General features: G+C 60.4%; 17 protein-coding genes. 8 read left to right on the plus strand and 9 right to left on the minus strand.

Annotated elements, in window-relative coordinates; all coding sequences use genetic code 11:
* Position 1: 1 nt before the first annotated feature.
* The 5 genes from ABWV42_RS06030 to pcaQ form a co-directional block, all read right to left on the minus strand.
* Positions 2 to 1,465, minus strand: a complete 1,464-nt coding sequence (locus tag ABWV42_RS06030) for a di-heme oxidoreductase family protein (RefSeq protein ID WP_353339306.1) — start codon at positions 1,463 to 1,465, stop codon at positions 2 to 4.
* Positions 1,466 to 1,597: 132 nt separating this feature from the next.
* On the minus strand, positions 1,598 to 2,602 hold the full coding sequence (locus ABWV42_RS06035) for a porin (protein WP_353339307.1): 1,005 nt from the start codon (positions 2,600 to 2,602) through the stop codon (positions 1,598 to 1,600).
* Between the two features lie 91 nt (positions 2,603 to 2,693).
* Positions 2,694 to 3,950 (minus strand): imelysin family protein, encoded by a 1,257-nt coding sequence (locus ABWV42_RS06040; protein ID WP_353339308.1) that lies wholly within the window; start codon positions 3,948 to 3,950, stop codon positions 2,694 to 2,696.
* Positions 3,951 to 4,003: 53 nt separating this feature from the next.
* Positions 4,004 to 4,153: a hemin uptake protein HemP gene (gene hemP / locus ABWV42_RS06045; RefSeq protein ID WP_502930950.1), complete on the minus strand. Its 150-nt coding sequence runs from the start codon at positions 4,151 to 4,153 to the stop codon at positions 4,004 to 4,006.
* Positions 4,154 to 4,239: 86 nt separating this feature from the next.
* The gene (gene pcaQ / locus ABWV42_RS06050) at positions 4,240 to 5,172 is read right to left on the minus strand and encodes a pca operon transcription factor PcaQ (RefSeq protein ID WP_353339309.1); all 933 of its coding nucleotides are present in this window, start codon (positions 5,170 to 5,172) and stop codon (positions 4,240 to 4,242) included.
* An 89-nt stretch (positions 5,173 to 5,261) separates the two neighbouring features.
* On the opposite strand from pcaQ, the gene pobA reads away from it, so the two are divergent.
* From pobA to ABWV42_RS06075, 5 genes are read left to right on the plus strand one after another with little or no spacing between them, the layout of a single operon-like run.
* A complete protein-coding gene (gene pobA / locus ABWV42_RS06055; RefSeq protein ID WP_353339310.1) occupies positions 5,262 to 6,431 on the plus strand; it encodes a 4-hydroxybenzoate 3-monooxygenase in 1,170 nt (389 codons plus the stop codon).
* 19 nt (positions 6,432 to 6,450) lie between these two features.
* Positions 6,451 to 6,858: a 4-carboxymuconolactone decarboxylase gene (gene pcaC / locus ABWV42_RS06060; RefSeq protein ID WP_353339311.1), complete on the plus strand. Its 408-nt coding sequence runs from the start codon at positions 6,451 to 6,453 to the stop codon at positions 6,856 to 6,858.
* Positions 6,855 to 7,583 carry a protocatechuate 3,4-dioxygenase subunit beta gene (gene pcaH / locus ABWV42_RS06065; RefSeq protein WP_353339312.1) on the plus strand — a complete coding sequence of 243 codons (729 nt, stop codon included), beginning with the start codon at positions 6,855 to 6,857 and terminating at the stop codon, positions 7,581 to 7,583. The genes pcaC and pcaH overlap by 4 nt, the downstream gene beginning before the upstream one ends.
* 4 nt (positions 7,584 to 7,587) lie before the next feature.
* Positions 7,588 to 8,208: a protocatechuate 3,4-dioxygenase subunit alpha gene (pcaG, locus tag ABWV42_RS06070; protein WP_353339313.1), complete on the plus strand. Its 621-nt coding sequence runs from the start codon at positions 7,588 to 7,590 to the stop codon at positions 8,206 to 8,208.
* Between the two features lie 38 nt (positions 8,209 to 8,246).
* A complete protein-coding gene (locus ABWV42_RS06075) occupies positions 8,247 to 9,077 on the plus strand; it encodes a 3-oxoadipate:acetyl-CoA acetyltransferase (protein WP_353339315.1) in 831 nt (276 codons plus the stop codon).
* A gap of 45 nt (positions 9,078 to 9,122) precedes the next feature.
* Here ABWV42_RS06075 and ABWV42_RS06080 read toward each other — a convergent pair whose 3' ends face one another.
* Positions 9,123 to 10,586: a hypothetical protein gene (locus ABWV42_RS06080; RefSeq protein ID WP_353339316.1), complete on the minus strand. Its 1,464-nt coding sequence runs from the start codon at positions 10,584 to 10,586 to the stop codon at positions 9,123 to 9,125.
* Positions 10,583 to 11,683, minus strand: a complete 1,101-nt coding sequence (locus tag ABWV42_RS06085) for a glycosyltransferase family 4 protein (protein WP_353339317.1) — start codon at positions 11,681 to 11,683, stop codon at positions 10,583 to 10,585. Before ABWV42_RS06085 ends, ABWV42_RS06080 begins: the two co-directional genes overlap by 4 nt.
* 158 nt (positions 11,684 to 11,841) lie before the next feature.
* On the opposite strand from ABWV42_RS06085, the gene ABWV42_RS06090 reads away from it, so the two are divergent.
* Positions 11,842 to 13,077 (plus strand): glycosyltransferase family 4 protein, encoded by a 1,236-nt coding sequence (locus ABWV42_RS06090; RefSeq protein ID WP_353339318.1) that lies wholly within the window; start codon positions 11,842 to 11,844, stop codon positions 13,075 to 13,077.
* 3 nt (positions 13,078 to 13,080) lie between these two features.
* Here ABWV42_RS06090 and ABWV42_RS06095 read toward each other — a convergent pair whose 3' ends face one another.
* Entirely contained in the window at positions 13,081 to 13,971 is an 891-nt protein-coding gene (locus tag ABWV42_RS06095) for a sulfotransferase family protein (RefSeq protein ID WP_353339320.1), read from the minus strand.
* 2 nt (positions 13,972 to 13,973) lie between these two features.
* On the minus strand, positions 13,974 to 15,122 hold the full coding sequence (locus ABWV42_RS06100) for a glycosyltransferase family 4 protein (protein WP_353339522.1): 1,149 nt from the start codon (positions 15,120 to 15,122) through the stop codon (positions 13,974 to 13,976).
* Positions 15,123 to 15,322: 200 nt separating this feature from the next.
* Between ABWV42_RS06100 and ABWV42_RS06105 the strand changes: the two genes are divergently transcribed.
* On the plus strand, positions 15,323 to 16,012 hold the full coding sequence (locus ABWV42_RS06105; RefSeq protein ID WP_353339321.1) for a sugar transferase: 690 nt from the start codon (positions 15,323 to 15,325) through the stop codon (positions 16,010 to 16,012).
* A complete protein-coding gene (locus ABWV42_RS06110) occupies positions 16,009 to 18,261 on the plus strand; it encodes a GumC family protein (protein ID WP_353339323.1) in 2,253 nt (750 codons plus the stop codon). The genes ABWV42_RS06105 and ABWV42_RS06110 overlap by 4 nt, the downstream gene beginning before the upstream one ends.
* Position 18,262 lies beyond the last annotated feature (1 nt).

The following is an 18,262-nucleotide window of genomic DNA, read 5'->3' on the forward strand; positions in this document are numbered from 1 at the left end:
CTTACAAACTCTCCAGGAAACGGATCAGGGCCTCGCGGTCTTTCGTCGACAAGGCAACAACCCTGTCTCGCACAGCCTGCGCTTCGCCGCCATGCCAAAGCACAGCTTCCAGCAGGGACCGCGCCCGCCCGTCGTGTAAATAGCTCGCCCTGCCGCTCACCTCGGCAGTGCGCCCGATGCCCCAAAGGGGCGGTGTCTTCCATTCTCGGGCATCCACATCCGCTTCGATACCGCCATCCGCCAGGGCCGCGCCCATGTCGTGCAACAGAAAATCGGAATAGGGCCAGATCAGTTGAAAACTCCGGCTTGGGTCATCTTTCAGCCGATGCGTCACAAACGCCGGCTGGTGACAATCCGCACAGCCGATCTCGGAGAAAAGCGCCTTACCCGCCAGAACCCGTGCATCGCCCGCATCCCTGCGCGACGGCATCCCCAGACGCACGCCATAAAGCGTCACGAGGTCCAGCGCCCTGCCATCCACTTCAAAGCCCCGCACATCCTTGTCGCCATGCGGCAGCCCGCGACAGTCTGCCTGCGCCGCCGTGCAATCGCCCCAAGCCGCGGGAAACATCGGCGTGCTGATCCCGATATCATGCGAAAACGCATCCGCCGTCTGTTGCTTGATGGTTGGCGTGCCTGCCTTACGCCCGAACCGCCCGATCATTGGCTGGTCGTACTCAAGCGAGTGCACGATCCGCGCCCGCCCAGAAATACCGTCGCCATCCGTATCCTCCGGATCGGCCAGTGCCAGAATATCCTCTGCCCGGATAACCTCGACCATTCCCAGCCCCGGCACCTGCGGGGCAATGCGCGGGCTGATCCGGTCAGGCGCGGCCAAATCCCCCTGCGCCATATCGCTCACCTGATAGGTCGGATGGTGCATCACCACCTCTGTACCGTCCGCGAGCGTCACGATCTCCTGCCGGGCTTCCACCCGCATCACCGCCTCTGCGGCCAAACCAGACACCGAATTTGTCTGCAACTGCAAACCATAGATCGGATCTTTGCCCCCCGCCCCATCGGTCATCTTGAGAACCAGCGACAGTGGCCGCTCTCCGGGTTCTGGAACAACGCCGCGCCCGTTGCCCGGATGACACGCCAGACAGGATCGCGCGTTGTAAAGCGGCCCAAGGCCATCCGAGGCTTTTGTCGAACTCGGCGACGACACCCAAAGTTTGCGAAACAGGCTGCGCCCGACAAGGAAATCAAGCTCCCTGTCTTCCGGCAGATTGGCAAACGCCCGCGTAAAGGCCTCATCCCCTTCGGTATCCAGAACCGTCGCCGCCCCAAGCGGTAGGTGTTCAAAAGGCGACAACGTGCCCGGGTCGGCCTCAAGAACCGACACAACCCGCGCCTCCTCGCTCTGAGTGCGTGGCACGATATCAAGATGGGGTTCGAACGATCCTTCCGCAGCTGCAACACTCGCAGCCCCGATCAGAACAGGCAGTAAGCGTACCACTTTCATGGTCAATCCTTGTTGGCATGAGGCACGCACCTGTCTGGCGCAATTCGCCTCGGCTTGCAATTTTGCCCGGACCGCTGGGGACGATCCGGGCGGAAAGGCACCTTTAACACGCGCCTTTCGAGGGAATTCGGATCACCCGCCCAATGGGATGACCAGGTTCAGACCGATTTGCTGGCTGTTGGTTCCTGCATCGTCAACATGGGCCAGCGCCGCGCCCAGCACCATGCCGTTGGCAAGCTCATAGTCCAGACCAACCGAATACAGGTTTGTCTGGCCCGCGCTATCCACATCACGTTGCGAAATCAGACCCGAATAGGTGATCTGACCAACGGTATAGGCCGCGTTCAGCGTCACGAAGGTCGCGTCATCCGCAGTCCCGCCGAACCCGTCGAAATGCGCCACCTCGGCAAACAAGCCAAGCTGGTCGTTCACCTGATGACCAATACCCGCCACATAACCGGTCTCGTCCTTCAAATCACCCGCACTGGCCGAAAGCCGACGCGCGCCGACATGATAGAAGGTATCGCCAAGCTCCTGCGACCACTGCACCGCAAAGTTGTCGAACTTGCCGGTGTTGCCTGCCCCACCGTCCGAGGCCCGGTTGCGGCCACGGTTGAAACCGGCCGATTGCGACAGATAGGTATCGTCGGCGTGGAACACCCCGAACGACAGCGTACCGCCTGCAACGGCAAAGTCCGCGGTCGCACCGATCATTTCGGTCAGCTCGTAATCTCCGGCCAGCGCGTCACCATAAAACCCGGCAGCGGAATCCCAGGTTGACCCAAAGCTTGGCGTGATCTTACCGAAGCTCACCGCGCTTTCGCCGATAGAATACCGCAAACCCAATTCGTGAAAGTAGAATCCCAGATCGCCAAAGACGCGATCCCCGGTCGGGTCAGTCACCGACTCGCCCGTGATCCCGCCAAAAACCGAGAGGTTATCGGTCAGCGCGAATTCCCCGTTCAGTTCGAGAGTGCCATAGAAATCACTGAGTTCATTGGCCGCCACATCCGAATTCACAACCGAGTCGACACCGAGTTCAACTTCGCCGTCCCAAGTAAAACGGCTTTCCGCCAGACCTGCGGACGCGGCAAGAGAAACGGATGCTGCCGCAGCACCCATCGCAAGATAGTTCATTTTGTTTTCCTGAAGTCTTTTTGTTGAGGAGGTCTAAGCACCCAGCCCAGCGGCTGTCCTCCCATTGGCTAAATGGGCTGGGTGCGAGATCTTATTGGAAGACGGCGTTCGGGTTATCGAGGCTGTCCGACCCTTCGACCGCAATGCCGTTCAGACCAAGGGCCGAAACAACGCGCTCGATGGTTTTGGTCTGATCGACAAGGCCGTTCACCCCGCCCATGATCAGCGCCTCACCCTTCTCGCTGCCCGCGGCCAGCATCTGGTCATAGGCAAAGCCTGCATCCGCAGCGGCCTTCATTTCGCCCAGCGCCGCCATGGTCACGTCAAGCTTGCCTTTCATTTCCGCATCCAGCGCCGCATCCTTCGCAGCAACCAGATCCGACAGCGACGCGCCGCTCAGGACCGTGCCGTCAATGCGGGTATAGGTGCCAAGATAGACGTTCTGGATACCTTGCCCGTCATAGTAGTGGCTGTTGTGGGTATTGTCCGAAAAGCAATCGTGCTCTTCTTCCGGATCGTTCAGCATCAGGCCAAGACGCATCCGCTCACCCGCCTGCTCACCATAGGACAAAGAGCCCATACCGGTCAGGATCGCGGTCAGACCAGCAGTCTCGTCCGCCAGAACCGTCTCGCGCGCTTCACCACCATCGGCCCACTGCGCCGCCATGAATTCAAGATCGGAAACCAGCAGCTCGGTCGCCGCCTTCAGGTATTCGCCACGACGATCACAGTTGCCACCGGTACAGGCATCCCCCGACGCATAGTCGGTCGCCGGACGGCTGCCCGCGCCCGCATCCGTGCCGTTCAGGTCTTGGCCCCACAGCAGGAACTCAATCGCGTGATACCCCGTTGCAACGTTGGCTTCCACGCCATCCGCCTCGTGCAGGGTCTCTTCCAGAAGCGCCGGGGTAATGGCCGAAGCATCCACCATCGCGCCCGACATGTTGAACTTCGGGTTGGCGATCACATTGGCCAGCGACAGCGGGTTCTCATCACTCTCGCCATAGGACGCATCAACATAGTCGATCAGGCCTTCATCCAGCGGCCATGCGTTGACCTTGCCCTCCCAGTCATCAACGATCGCGTTGCCGAAACGGTAAACCTCGGTCTGCTGATAGGGCACGCGCGACGCCAGCCAGGCATCCTTGGCCGCCGCCAGCGAGGCCTCATTCGGGTCTGCGAGCAGCGCATCAACCGCCGCCTGCAACGCCTGCGCCGTGGTCAGGCTGTCTGCATATTTCGCGGCAGCGATGTCGGCATAGTGTTCCAGCACAGCGCGTTCATCCGCGAACGCCATCTGCGCCGCGCACAGCGCAGCAACCGCCACGCCAAGCTTCATCGTGTTCATTGCGGGTTTCCTTTGTCCCTCAATGGGCCGCGAACACGCGACCCATCACCGTGTTATTTTGTAAGAATAAGTTTGTTCGCGCGGGTAATGCGCAGCGTGTAGACCTGACCATCCAGAACGATACGTGCCTGCACCTGACCACCGGTCAGTTCCTTCGCGTCATGCACCGGGTAAGCGTCAGCCGTCGAGATATTCGCATTCATAAACATAGTCACATCCTGAGTTGCCAGATTCCTGTTCACGGATTTATTTCTGACTCTTTTTATCAGCAATGTCAATTCCGACTTTTTTAATCGGATATATTTTCTTTCAACCCGCTGCGCGCAATCGCCCGCCCCAGCGCCAGCCGGAAAAGCTGTTCCTGCGGGGAAAGCGTTTCATCAGGGCGTGACATCAACCCCACCGGACCGCGGGTAATGCCTGTCTCAAAAGGCAAGGGAACAAGGAAGCCATCGGCAATTTCATTCGCCACCACCCCGGCCGAGATGATCCAGATCGCATCCGACCGCCGCGTATAAACCCGCCCGAAAGCGCCCGAAACGCTCTCCAATCGGTCCGGTATTTCCCCCACGCCATGCGCGATCAGAAAGCGTTCCACAAGCGGCCGAATCGCGGCCCCCGCCGGCGGATAGATCACTTGCCACTCTCCGATTCGCTTGAGATCGGGCGAGTCCAGCAATGGGTGCCCTGCCCGAACGATGAACTCGACCCGCTCTTCGTAAAGCTGCGTGAACGAAAGCCCCTGCATGGTTTCCGGCTGCCCCAGTCGTCCGATCACAACGTCCAGCATCCCCAGCCGCAGTCGATCCACCAGATAGGCATGCGGCCCGTCCATGATCTGGATTTCCACATCCGGCGCGATCTCGGCCATTTCGCGCACCACTTCGGGCATCAACCGCGCCGCCACAGAGGGCAACGCCCCGACGGCGAGGCGCACCTTGCCCTCTGCACCAACCTGCTCGACCCCCGCCAGACCCTGTTGCAACGCAGCCAGCGATTGTTCGGCGAAATGCAGGAACACCTCGCCCTCTTTGGTCAATGCAACGCCCGCACGATTGCGCACCAATAGCGCCGCCCCAAGGATCTCTTCCAGCTCTTTCAACGTTTTGGAAATCGCGGGCTGCGTAAGGAACAGCTTCTCCGCCGCCTGCTTCAGGCTTTTCTCCCGGCAGATTTCGACAAAACACTGGATGTGGCGAAACTTGATGCGTCGATCGATCATTTACTTATCCGTTTTGGCAACAAACTAGCACGCATCATCATTTTACATCCAGAAATTTGGAAAGCAGTATGCCCACAGGAGGAGAATTCATGCGCACCCAAGTAGCCATCATCGGCGGTGGTCCATCCGGCCTGTTGTTAAGCCAACTTCTGCACCGCAAGGGCATCGACACCGTCGTGCTTGAACGCAAAACAAGGGACTACGTGCTTGGCCGCATCCGCGCCGGCATCCTAGAGACCGGCTTCGTGAACCTGATGCGCGAAGCGGGCGTTGCCGATCGCATGGACAAGGAGTGCTTCGTCCACGACGGCACGGTGATTTCGCACGGCGACACCCAATTCACCATCGACTTCAAAGACCTCACTGACACCTCCGTCGTGGTCTATGGCCAGACCGAAGTCACACGCGATCTCTACGATGCGCGCGAAGCGATGGACGGCACGGTCATCTTCAACGCCGAAAACGTTCAGATACATGGCGCCGACAGCGACACGCCGCACGTCACCTACACCACCGATGGCGTCGAACACCGGATCGACTGCGATTTCGTGGCGGGCTGCGACGGGTTCCATGGCGTCAGCCGCCAGACCATTCCGCTCACCGTGCGCCGCGAATACGAAAAGCTCTATCCCTTCGGATGGCTCGGCATTCTCTCCGAAACGCCGCCCGTCCACGAAGAACTGATCTACTCCTGCTCAAGCCGCGGCTTTGCCCTCTGCTCGATGCGCAACGAAAACCTCAGCCGCTACTACATTCAATGCTCCCTGTCCGACAGCCCCGAAGACTGGAGCGACGATGCCTTCTGGCAGGAACTCAAGCGCCGCATCCCGTCGGAATATGCCGACAAACTGGTGACCGGCCCCTCGATCGAGAAATCCATCGCGCCCCTGCGCTCTTTCGTAACCGAACCGATGCGCTGGGGTCGCCTGTTCCTCTGCGGCGACGCGGCCCACATCGTGCCCCCGACAGGTGCCAAGGGCCTCAATACCGCCGCCAGCGACATTCACTACCTCTACAACGGGCTGATCCTGCACTACCTCGACGGCGATGACACCGGCATCGACACCTATTCCGAAAAGGCCCTCGCCCGCATCTGGAAAGCCGAGCGTTTCAGCTGGTGGATGACCAACCTGCTGCACCGCTTCCCCGACCAATCCGAGTTCGATCTCAAGATGCAGGCCGCCGACATCGCCTTCCTGCGCGACAACCGCGCCGCGCAAACAGTGCTTGCACAGAACTATGTCGGCCTGCCCTACTAAGGCCGAAGGAGACACCAAGATGACCGACCGCTTCGCAACAGGTATGCAGGTTCGCCGCAACATCCTTGGCGATGCCCACGTCAATCGGGCCGAAACCGAAAAGACGGACTTCGACACGCCCTTTCAGGACCTCATCACCGAAGGGGCATGGGGCACGGTCTGGGCCTCAGACGGCATCAGCGACCGGGAGCGTTCCATGCTCACCCTCGCCCTCCTCGCCGCCCTTGGCAACTTCGAGGAAATCCCCATGCACATCCGCGCCACGGCCCGCACGGGCGCCAGCAAACAGGACGTCCTCGAAGCCTTTCAGCACGTCGCCATCTACGCCGGTGTCCCGCGCGCCAACCACGCGCTCAAACTCGCCAAGCAGACCTTTGCCGAAATGGACGCAGACGCCGCCCTACCCGAACAGGAGACACAGCCATGACCCAACCTGCGGAATTCTATCAACGCGACAGGCGCTGGCATCCCCCTGCCCTTGATGAACGCTACAAGACCTCTGTCGCCCGTTCCCCGCAATACGCGCCGATCTCGCTTGAAAACTCGCTAAGCGAGATCACCGGCCCGGTCTTCGGCCACAATGACATCGACGCCATCGACAATGACCTGCTGTCGAACTACGCCCAACCGGGCCAAAGCCCGATTGGCGAGCGCATCATCGTCCATGGCCGCGTGCTCGACGAAAACGCCCGCCCCGTGCCGAATACCCTGGTGGAAATCTGGCAGGCCAACGCAGGCGGCCGCTACCGCCACAAGAAAGACACCTACCTTGCCCCGATCGATCCGAACTTCGGCGGCTGCGGACGCACGCTGACAGACGAAAACGGCTACTATTACTTCCGAACCGTGAAACCCGGCGCTTATCCCTGGCGCAACTGGGTCAACGATTGGCGTCCCGCCCATATCCACATCTCGGTCTTCGGCTCCGGCTTTGCACAGCGCCTGATCACCCAGCTCTATTTCGAAGGCGATCCGCTGATTGCCAAGTGCCCCATCGTCAACACTATCCCCGACCCCAAGGCCATCGACCAACTGATCGCCGCCCTCGACATGAACGCAACCATCCCGCTGGATACCATCGCCTACAAGTTCGACATCGTCCTGCGCGGTCGCCGCTCGACCCTGTTTGAAAACCGTCTGGAGGGGAACTGATCCAATGGCTCAAGACCTGAATTATCTGAAAGAAACCCCCTCCCAGACCGCAGGCCCCTATGTCCACATCGGCCTCGCCCCCGGCGCGGCGGGTTTTGACATCTACCGCGAAGAACTCGGCTGGGACATCGCAGGCCCCAATGCCAGGGGCGAACGTATCCGCGTCGAAGGCCGTGTCATCGACGGCACCGGCTCTCCCATCAAGGACGTGCTTCTTGAGGCATGGCAGGCCAACAGCGAAGGCATCTACGCCCACCCCGAACACGCTGGTGACGTTGAGGAAGGCTTTCGCGGCTGGGGTCGCGTCATTACCGACTTCGACACCGGCAAATGGGGCTTCGACACCGTGAAACCCGGCGCCACACCGGGGCGCAATGGCACCACACAGGCCCCCCACATCACCCTCTGGATCGTCGCACGCGGCATCAATCTCGGCCTGAACACCCGCCTCTATTTCGACGACGAAACCGAGGCCAACGCCGCCGATCCCGTCATCAACCTGATCGAGTGGGAACGCCGCCGCGCCACCCTTCTGGCCAAGCGCGGCGAACGCGATGGACAAATCGTCTACCGCTTCGATATCAAGATCCAAGGCGAGGACGAGACCGTCTTCTTCGACATCTGAGCGCCCGCCCCACCGGGGCGTGGCAACGAGGACCCACAATGACCAAACCCTGCATTCTCTGCTGCGCGATCACCGGTTCGGTACCGCGCAAGTCGGACAACCCCGCCGTCCCGATCACGGTGTCGGAACAGATCGAAAGCAGCCACGCCGCCGTCGAGGCCGGGGCCAGCATCATCCACGCCCACGTCCGCATGGACGACGGCACGCCGACCTCCGACCCCGACAAGTTCGCGCTGCTCAAGGAAGGTCTCGAAAAACACTGCCCTGGCGTCATCATCCAGTTCTCGACCGGTGGCCGCTCTGGCGCCGGGGCCGAGCGCGGTGGCATGCTGCCCCTGCGCCCCGATATGGCCTCGCTTTCGGTCGGCTCCAACAACTTCCCGACACGTGTCTATGAAAACCCGCCCGAACTGATCGACTGGCTGTCCTCCGAGATGATCAAATACGAGATCACCCCGGAAATCGAAGCCTTCGACATGTCCCACATCCTGCATGCCATCAAACGCAGCGAAGCAGGGCTTTTGTTCGGCAAGCTCTACGTGCAATTCGTAATGGGCGTGAAAAACGCCATGCCCTGCGACAAGGAAATCTTCGATTTCTACGTCCACACCATGCAGACCCGCGCGCCCGATGCCGAATGGTGTGCCGCGGGCATCGGTGCAAACCAGATCGTGGTCAATGAATGGGCCATCGCCGCAGGCGGCCACACCCGCGCCGGTCTCGAAGACAACGTGCGCCTCGATAAAGACACCCTTGCCCCCTCGAACGCCGCCCTGATCCAACGCGCCGCCGACCTCTGCGCCAAATACGACCGGCCCGTCGCCACGCCGGCACAAGCCCGTGAAATCCTTGGCCTCAAAGCGGCCTGAGACACGAAATCTGGCGGCCAGAACATCAGGCCGCCAAACACGGCACTACTTCCGCAGAACCGCCCGGTACCAGCGCCGCAGCGTCTCGCCCACCCCAAGCCGGAACAAGATCTTGATCGCCCGCCGCCTCACCTTGAGCAAGGCCATGCGCACACGCAGGGAAAGCGACAATCCCCCCCGCTTGCCGGATTGCCCTTTCAACAGCGGCTCGATCAGCAACAGGTCTTCCCTGTCACGCCCCGCCAAACGACGCTTCTTGAGATCGCGCACCACATCGAGACTAAGGAACTTGAACCCACGGAAATAAAAATGGTGCCTCGGGTCATTGAGCAGGTCTTGCGTCCCGACATCGCGATACGCGGCGTCATGCGCCTCAAACGGCGCACCGGCCTCATCTAGGGCGGTCACCACATCAATGTCCCCCGGCGCCCGCAGTCCATAGACCCCCATCACCATCCCCGTGTCAAAGGCGACCTCTCCTGCCGCCCCTCCAACATCTCGCAGATAATCCCGCACCACCTGCACGTTGGCCCCGGTTTCGGCAAACGCCGTCGGCTTTGCGTGATCCAGAAAATGGCGGGCATTCGCGTTGAACAGCAACCGCGCCAGCTCGACCGCCTCCGCGTGGGTATCCGTGATATGAATCGAACTCTTGCCGATGCCATAGATCCCGCGAATGTCGTCCTTCAGGGCCACACGGTCCCGCTCGGGCGGGGCATCAAAGACAAGAACCCTTAGGGGATCGCGCCCCGAAAAACAGGCCATCAGCTTGCGGCGAACCCCGGGGAAATGCGCCTCCGCCTCACCCAGCCACGGCTCCCCCTGATAGACCCGCGCCAACAAGTTGTGCCCCCCCGCCATCGTCAACTCGACACGCCGACGATAGACAAGCGGCCCAATCAGCTGATCCACCGCCTTGTCCTGTCCTTGCGCGGCAGGCCACAACAAGGCCACCGCCGCATTCGGCATGGCCTCAACCATGCGAACGGCACAGGCATCCAGATCTCCTTCGTCCATCCCCCGCTTGGCAAAAAACCGATAGTCGAACACCATCGGATCAAGGCCGGTCTCCACCGCCGCAATCTCCTTCCCGGCCCTGATCGCACAGGCCACACGATGCGCCGCGTTCAGGATGCTCCCGTCTTCGGCCAGAGGCACAAGGCTGACCGATGCGTCAAACCCCTTGATCGCAATCTCGGTGTTTAGCTTCTGGAAATCCGCCCTGAACCTGTCGAACCCCAGTTTGCCCTCATTGCCCGGTTCCACCATGTCGCCCAGAGAAAACGCCGCGATATGCGCCTGATAGACCTCATCGGCATAGGCGCTCCCCCCGTGCTCAAGCGCATCAAGGTAAAGCAGCTTGAAACCAAGGTCGAAACGGTTCCACGTCGGTTCTGGGATGAAACGGTGCACGTCAAAGGCTGTGGCGTGCGGGTTCAGCCGCTCGATCAGAAACGGCTCCACCCGCCCCCGAAGCTCTTCACGCGAAACCGTCTCGGAAGTGCTCACGCGCGCGCCTCCCTCGTGGCGATCTCTGCCAGCTGATCCAGAAGCGCGTGAAAATTTCGCGTTCCGTTGAAATGCCGCTCGGCGTGTTCTGCCGCCGCCCTTCCCATTTGACGCCGTCTTGCCCCATCCCCGATCAAAGTCGTCAACGCCTCCAGAAATCCTTGGTCATCTCCCGCATCCGGCAGAAACCCCGTCTGCCCGTCAAGCACCAGATCCTCCATGCCCCCGATCCTGCTCGCGACCACAGGAAGCCCAGCCGCCGCAGCTTCGACAACGACAAACGGCGACATATCGAGCCGCGTTGGCAGACAGAACACATCCATCTTTGGAAAGATATTCTCGATGATCTTCTGATGGTCCACCCGCCCGAGGAACGTGATGTTCGGCCCGTCTGGTGGCGTGGCCGTGTCGCCCGATACAATCGTCAGATGACAGCGGCCTGCCAACGGCCCCTCAACCCATTCCGCCAGACGATGCGCCCCCTTTCGCGCCAGATCATTTCCGACAAACAGGATCTGCGCCGGCGCGCCGTCACATGCGGCGGGCTTGGGCCACCGCGACCGGCCCAAAGAAGGCGGCGCAACGACGACGCGGTCAGACGGCACCCCATAATCCGCCTCCAGCGACCGCGCCGCCCACCGGCTCATCGGAAAGACCCGACGGGCGCGGCGGCACACATTCGCCTCTGTCTCGATTTCACCCGCGCGCCACCCCGCCAAAGGCAAGTCCCTGCTGATCGAGGCGCGTGTTGCATCCAGTGCGAGGGTAAAGGGCGGCGCGCCATCACCGCGCGGCAACGCCCCCGCCGGCCAATGTGCCGCAAAATGCACCAGGTCTGGCCGATGCAGCATCACTTGCTGGCGAATGTCCTTTCCAAGACGCCCCCCATGCAAGGTGATCGGATCAAATGGCCGAAACCACCGCGATACAGCCGTATCCGCATGGCGACGCGCCAATCTCATGAGCATCTTGGCAGGACGCCTGCGATACACCGTCACTTTGACGTCTGTCCTGTCCAACGCCGCCGCTTCAAATTGGTCCGCATAGGTCCGCCAGCCCAACACCTCATTGGCAACAAACAAAATATGCGGACTCATATGCCGATCCCAAAATTTGTTCCCTGCCCGGTTGCAAGGCTTTACCCTACAGCTTAGCCTCAAGTCCCAAGCGAAATCCAGCACCTCGGGGGCGGAACAGTCCGTATCGACGTTCCATCCTGATCGGGTCTGGCGACCCTCAGATACTTGGAAACCAGATGAAAAATGCCGACGACATACAACACATGCAAGTCCGGCATGTTGTCATCGTCAGCGACTTCGCCGACATCAACGGCGGACAAGCAAAGGTTGCCATAGACAGCGCCCGCCTGCTGGCCGACGCGGGGATCAAAGTCACCTTCTTCGCGGCAACCGGCCCAGTTCATCCCCTTCTTAACGCGACAGGGATCGAAACGGTCTGCCTTGATCAGCACACCCTTCTGGACAACCCCAGCCGCGTAAACGCGATGCTGACCGGCCTGTGGAACGCCTCTGCCGCCCGGGCACTTGCAGACACGCTGGGCGCCTGCGACCCCGCCCACACCGTCATTCACTGCCACGGCTGGGCCAAGGCACTTTCGCCATCCATCGGACGCGTGCTAGGCGCCAGCCCCATTCCAACCCTCTACACGATGCACGAGTATTTTCTCGCCTGCCCCAACGGTGGTTTCTTCGACTTTCGCAAGCAGGAAATCTGCCACCGATCGCCCCTGTCAGCGGCCTGCCTGTCCACGAATTGTGACGCCCGCCACCCCGCGCACAAGGCCTGGCGGTCCTTAAGAACCCTGATCGCAAACACGCTTGGCCGGATGCCGGGCAAGCTCGAACACATCGCCTATATTTCCGAAACCCAGCGCGCGGCCATGGCCCCCTATCTTCCCGCATCGACCCGCCTTCACGCCCTTCCCAATCCTGTGGCCACGGGCGGCGAAAAGGTCGATGCCTCCCGCAATAGCGAATACGTTTTCATCGGCAGGCTCGCGCCCGAAAAGGGCTGCACGCTCTTTGCCAAGGCCGCGCGAAAGGCCAATATCCCCGCCATATTCGTCGGCGACGGCCCCGAGGCCGACAACATCCGCGCCGTCAACCCCGACGCGGTGATCACCGGATGGGTCAGCCCGGAACAAGTTCAGCACCACATCTCCACGGCCCGTGCCGTCGTCTTCCCAAGCCTTTGGTACGAGGGCCAGCCCCTCGTCCCGATCGAAGCCCTGCTGCGTGGCGTGCCCGTGATCTGCGGATCATGGTGCGCCGCAAGCGAATCTGTGTCGCATGGCACAAATGGCGTGATCTTTGACGCCCCGACCGTGGATGCCCTGACACAGGCGCTGCTCGACGTTACCCGGATTCCCCCTTTCGAAACGCCCGAACTCGCCGAACTGGTGTCGCCTCGAAACCACGTCGCGCGCCTTCTGGAAATCTATCGCGAGATGCTCGCTCCGACACCCGGATAGCCCTCAGCCACCCCAGTTCGTCAGATCAAGATCAAACGTCTCGGCCAACAATTGGTTGCGTGCTGCAAACTCCGCCCGCAGCTGCGCCTTGGTCTCTGCCTTGCCCGCCCTGTCGACCGGCCTCGTGTTCACCTTCCGGTACAAACGCCGCGCCATGTCATAGACCCTGCCTTTCGGAAGACGCTCACGCACCGCAATATTTAGGGTCTGCAGCGCCCTGTTCCGCGGGCGATAGCTTTCATTTTCTTTTGTAAAAACAAAGTCATCAAAGAACTCTGCCGAGACATCCAGCCACCCCGCGATCTCCTTGCAGATCGCACGTGGATTGTCCCGCAACTGATCAAAGGTGCGCACCATCATACGTGCCTCGCCAACCCGCTCGCGCCACGCCATCAACCACGGAAGATAATCCGCATAGCCCAGCGCATTACGCGCAAGTTCGTTGCCTTTGAAATCCCCGTTGCCCTGATGAACCGCCGACACGAACGCCTCAAACGTCAGCCCGGCGGGAATATGGGAAAAATTGTTCTGAAAGTAGTCAAAAACCGATGCAATCTGATCCGCAGGATCACGCAGGATGAACAACACCTTCGGGCAAGTTTCCAAGCCGGGAATATGCTCCAGCGCGGCACGGCTGTAGATGTAGAACGGCGTCGCCTCGAAGGTCACCCGCGTTGACGGCGTGGGCGCGGGAAAAGCCGACGAATAGGTATCAAGCCCCTGCGCAACACAGAAATCTGCCCGATAGGCATGACTGTCCGGATCGGCAAAGAAACAGGTTTCCTTTTCATAGGCCCCATTCATCTGAGGGTGCGCTGCAAGCCAGTTGAACAAGGCGGTCGTTCCGGCCTTTGGAACCCCAGCAATGAAGAAATTCGGAAGAGGGCCTGCCATGATCAATCCTTCAAAACCTGCCGCAAATGCCGCGCCAGCGCATCCGAAAACCGATCCATCGTAAATCGCGCTTCATAAGTGGCCCGCGCGCCCGCGCGCATCTCCACCAGCTCACCTCGCTCCATCCTGCCAAGACAGTCTACCAGGGCCTCCACGGACAGATCGAAACTCCCCCCACTCACGCCGTCTTCGATCAGATCGGGCATCGCGCTCCTGTCCGAGACGAAAACCGGCGTCCCGTTTCGAAGCGCCTCCGGAATCGTGAGCGGCAAGCCTTCCCACCGCGAAGGCACAATAACCGCGTCTGCGGCCTTGAAGAACCGGTCGATCTGGCCGGGCTCCACCCAACCATGCTGCTCAACCCCTTCGGGGATCACCGGCAAATCGCTCCCGCGAACCGGCGCGCCAACAAGGTGCAACCGTACATTCGCGCCGCGCTGGCGGGCCTTGCCAAAGGCGTCCAGCAGAATGTCTAACCCCTTCTGCCGGTCAAACCGCCCAACGAACAACAGCTGAACCTCGTCGTCATTTGTCCGGGTCAACGCGACGGGCTGCACCTCCGCCACATCCGGCGTGGCATTGGCCACCACCACATGCCGTCCCCGGTAGCCAAAGGTGCGGGCCAGCTGCGCATCCCCTTCCGAGACATTCACCACAAGATCGGCCAGCCCACATAGCCGCCCTTCCAGGAACCGAACCAAACGCCCCTTCAGGCTCGTCGGCTCATAATTCGACACGGCCCAGCAATGCGCACAATAAACGGCGGGTGTCCGATCCCTCGCAAGTCGCAGGGCAAATAGCGGTAGCAAAGAGAACGTGCTGTTGAAGAACAGAACATCCGGCCCCAGCCGCCTCTTCTGTTCAAAAACCGCGCGGATCAGCCGATAGATCGCCCCAGGCCCCCTGCGATCGCGTGAGAATGTCACGACGTTTCGCCGGTCTTCCAAAATCTCGCGATGGGCATCCGGCAACAGGATATGAAAATCAAAACCCTGCGCCCCCAACGCCCGCAAACTCTCTTGATACCGCCCCACACCACCCTGAGCGGTTTCACAGATACTGAGAATCGTTTTCCGGGAATCCGTTGAACACCCCGCATTGCCACGTCTCATTTTCGCCTCATTTCCAAGACGACCTGCCGAGTTTTCCATCAATGCGCCGGGCTTTTTCGTCCTCACCGTATCCTCCCGCGAACCAATAGGCCATTGGCTCGATAGATTGTTTCTTTTGAATGCGTAAAACCAAGGGAAACAAGGGATTATGTCCCTTCTACTAGGAATTGTGTCAAATTTATGTCAATCTTTCCTATGCCGAATTTGGGCACTCGTAGGGATGGAAGCGGGGGGTACCGATGAAGCGTCATGAGTTTTCGGCACGATTTATAGACAACGTGCAACTGACCGAGTGGTCCCAAGATGGCCGCTCGCATGGCTTTTACCAGAGGTATGGTAAGCGCATCTTTGACATCGTTGGGGCAACAATGTTGCTGGTCCTGACGACACCGATAATCGTGATCGCCGCCCTGTTGATCGCGCTCACGGGGGAAAAACCGTTTTTCTCGCACAGCCGCGTTGGCCAGAACGGCCGGCCCTTCCCCTGCTTCAAACTTCAGACCATGCGCAGCGAAAGCAAGCGCCTGTTGCGCCACATCGTACGCACGAATGTGCTTGCCGCCGAGGAATGGGAAACCCAGCAAAAACTCAGCCACGACCCGAGGATCACCCGCCTTGGCCGTTTCCTGAGGAAATCCAGCATCGACGAACTCCCCCAGCTTCTGAACATCCTTAGCGGTGAAATGAGCCTCGTCGGCCCCCGTCCGGTCACCGAAGACGAGCTCAAATTCTACGGCCCGCACTTGCCCGCATACCTGTCCCTCAAACCCGGCCTCACCGGTTTCTGGCAGGTCCACGGGCGCGGCACGACCACCTATGATGAGCGCATCTGGATGGACAGCTCCTACGCCGACAGCGTCTGCTTTTGGGTCGATTTGAAACTGGCTCTCCAAACCGCCTCGGTCATTGTGAAAAGGACCGGCACATGAACGAACAGACTGGCTTAAACCAATCCGCTGACAGCAACGCACAAACCTTCGCCGAAGTTCTGCGGGAAACCACCCGTTTCCTCTGGAAAAGCCGCTGGCGCATCCTTGCCTATGGCTTCCTGTTTGCAAGCATCGCGTTTTACATGACAACGCGCATGGACCGCCTCTACAAAAGCTCGGTCCAGCTGATGATCGAACGGCCAGCAACCAGCCCGATTGAAATCGGGAAATCCGGTCTGGTTCTGCCCGACACCGGCTATGTGGACGGCCAGATCCTCCTGATTGAATCCGACGACACCCTGTCACGCGTCATCACCAAGCTGGACCTGCTGGACGAACCCGGCTTCCAGTCGCAACAGCCCGGCCTGTTCACGCAATCCGTCCGCTGGGTCAAAAGCACCCTGTCCGCCACGCCGCAGACAAACACGCCCCTGCCGGCAAATGTGCCCGACAAGAAAACCCTCTCGGCCCTCAAGATCCTGCGCGAAGCCGTTTTCGTCTCCCGCGAAGGGGACACCAACGTCGTCAGCATCGACGTCCGCACCGTCTCTCCGCGTCTGGCACACACGATCGCGGACACCCTTGCCGGTGTCTACACCGAGATCCGTCTCGAACAGCGACAGTCCCAGGCCCGCGAGTTGAGCGGATGGATTGATGCCCGCGCCGGGGAACTGCGCGCGCAGGTCACACAGGCCGAAGCCGCCGTTACACAGTTCAGGATCGACAACAATCTCATCGGCGAATTTGACGGCCCGACGCTTGGCGATCAAAGGCTTGTCGAACTGAATGCCGAACTGATCCGCTCGCGCGCGGAACTCGCACAAAAGATGGCCTCTTTCGAATTGGCCAAGGGCGTTCTGGCCGGAAACACCGACGCCAGCAGCATTCCCGAGGTGCAGACCTCGGTTATCTACACCGCCCTGCGCGAACAGCAGCTTGAACAGCAACGACGCGCGCAGGAGGCGACGCTTCTAAGTTCCTCCGACAACCCGAGGGTCAACCAGATCCTGCGTCGCCTCGCGGCGATCGAAGACCAGATGACCGGGGAAATCGCCCGTATTACCGAAGTTTTGGCCAATGAAACCGAAACCCTGCAAAGCCGGATTCGCCTGTTGCAGGCCGAAGTCGCCAAGGCAAGCCAGCAGTCCGAAGTCGAGACCCGTTCGCAGGCGGAACTGCGCGATCTTGAACGCATCGCCGAAGCCTACCGGCAACGCCACGAGCGTTACCTCAACAACGCCGGGATCGCCACGGAACTCAGCACTTTCGCCTCCAGCGGCACCCAGATCATAAGCGCGGCAACCTGGCCCCTTCTGCCGTTCTACCCACCGACCAAGGTTCTGGTCATTCTGAGCTTCCTGCTCGGGGCCGCCATTGCCGTTGTCCAGTCGCTGCTGCGCGACATCCTGCGCCCCAGGTTCACGTCCATCGCACAGGTCGAACGCGACCTTGGCATGAAAGTGCTTTCCGTACTGCCCACTCTCGAAGAGGGCCAGAAAGCTCAGAACGTGATCAACGAGGAACCCTTCTCGCTATTCACCGACGCAACGTCCGTTCTGCGTCAGAACCTCTGGAGCAAATCCGTCGCACGTCGCAGCGGAGAAACCCCGGTTGTCCTGATCACCTCCGCCTGCGAAACCGAGGGCAAAACCTCGATCGCGGCGGCCCTTGCAACCTCGGCAAGCTCCAGCGGACAGAAGGTCCTGCTGGTCGATACCGACCTGCGCTACGCGGGCCTTTCAGAGATCTACAAACTCGATGATCAGGAAGGTCTCTGCGAAATCCTGCAGGGCCAGAGCTGGACGCCGGTCAAGGCCGATGACAGCAGCATCCTCGACATCGTTCCGGCAGGCAAACTGAACGGGCGGCAACCTTCCGATCTCCTGTCCGGACCGCAATTGCGCAACTTCATCGCAACCGCCCGCGCGCACTATGATCTGGTTGTCCTCGACAGCCCGCCCGTCGCGCACCTGGCCGACACGGCCATTCTCGCAGACCGCAGCACCGACATCGCGCTGGTTCTGCAACTGAATTCCACCTCTGTCGAAGCGGTGCGCTCCACCATTCAACGCCTGCCACGACGCCGCATCGCGGGTGCCATCGTGAATGCCGTCTCGCCCTCGGACAAGGCCGGCATCTGGTCAAACGCAGGTGTCTATGCCGCGACCTACAAGCAATCGGCCAAACTCTACCAACTGCACAACACGGGTGATGACCTCCAGACTCCGGATCGTCGGGAAAAGAGCTGAT

The organism is Pelagimonas sp. KU-00592-HH (assembly GCF_040369695.1).
In the GTDB taxonomy this organism is placed as follows: Bacteria; Pseudomonadota; Alphaproteobacteria; order Rhodobacterales; family Rhodobacteraceae; genus Shimia.